Raw genomic sequence first — 1,241 nt, 5'->3', positions numbered from 1 at the left:
TCTCCACCCCGATCTCGGCGAACGTCTGCTGCAAGAACTGCTGCGTCTGCTCGCGCAGGTGGTTGCCGGAGGTGGTGGAGTTTGCGAACGACAGACGCACCCCGTCCTTCACTCGTATTCCATCGGGTCCGGGTACCCAGCCGGCCTCGTCGAGGATCTGGCTCGCGCGCTCGATGTTGAACTCCTGCGCCGGCAGGTTCGGATTGTAGTAATAGGAATTCTGCGGCATGAAGGTCTCGGTGGGGTTGTGGACCCCGTAATAAAGTCCTTCGAGGATCGCTTTCCTATCTATTGCGGCGTAGAGCGCCTGGCGAACCGCAGGGTCCTTGAATTGCGGCTTCTCAAGATTGAGATAGATCGACTCGACCGATGCTCCGCGCTCCAACATGACCACGCGATCCGGTAGTGTGCTGGCTTCCGCATAGTTGTCGGCGGTTATGAATGCTTGGTCGACAAGATCAATGTCGCCGCTCTTGAACTGGGTGTAGAGCACTGTCATGTCGGGGATGTATTTGAAGACGAGCCGCTCCAAATAGGGGCCCTCCCCGGCATAGTCCGTGTTCGCGACGAGTTCGATGTGATCGCCGGCGATGCGCTGCGCCCACTTGAATGCGCCAGTGCCGACAGGCGCCTGATTGAAGGCGGCGGCGTTCGGGTCCGCCTCTTTTTCGAGGATGTGCTTGGGAACCATGAAGGTTTCGGCGAGAAACGACAGGTAGGGGGCGAAAGCCTCCTCCATCCGCCAGGTGAGCTCGGTCGGCGAGACAACCTTGATGTCGCGCACCAGCGAATGACCCGCCGTGCGCCACGCGCGGAATTTAGGATTGGTGATGAGCTCAAGCGTGAACTTCACATCCTCGGCCGTGAAGGGTTGGCCGTCGTGCCAGCGAACATCATCACGCAGGCGGATGCGCCACAAAAGTCCATCCTCCGAAATGCCGCCGTTCTTTTGGCTGGGCACTTCGACCACAAGATTGGGCTGAAGAACGCCCTTGGGGTCCATGCGAACGAGTGCATCAAACACCGAGAAGTGCACGGCGTCGTCGCACTCGGTATGCGGCATCAGCGGATTGAAGACGGTGGGTTCCTGCGAAAATCCGACGACGACGCGGCCGGTCGGGCTCGCTGGAGGGTTCTGGGCGAAGGCGGGTTTGCCCAAAAGATTGGGCGCAATGAGGCCTGCGGCCCCGCCTATCGCCATCAATCGAAGGGCGTCGCGCCGCGAGTAGTTCGATTTGGAG

1 protein-coding gene is annotated in these 1,241 nt (G+C 60.0%); it reads right to left on the bottom strand.

Going from position 1 to position 1,241, the window contains the following annotated elements; genetic code table 11:
- Nucleotides 1-1,241 (bottom strand): peptide ABC transporter substrate-binding protein (locus EOA86_RS35215; RefSeq protein ID WP_245497485.1); only part of this gene is annotated, 1,241 nt, incomplete at both ends.

It is taken from the genome of Mesorhizobium sp. M5C.F.Ca.IN.020.32.2.1 (assembly GCF_004023105.1).
Lineage (GTDB): Bacteria > Pseudomonadota > Alphaproteobacteria > Rhizobiales > Rhizobiaceae > Mesorhizobium > Mesorhizobium wenxiniae.
Note: the sequence above shows the minus strand (reverse complement) of the source record. Positions and strands in the feature narration are given on the sequence as shown.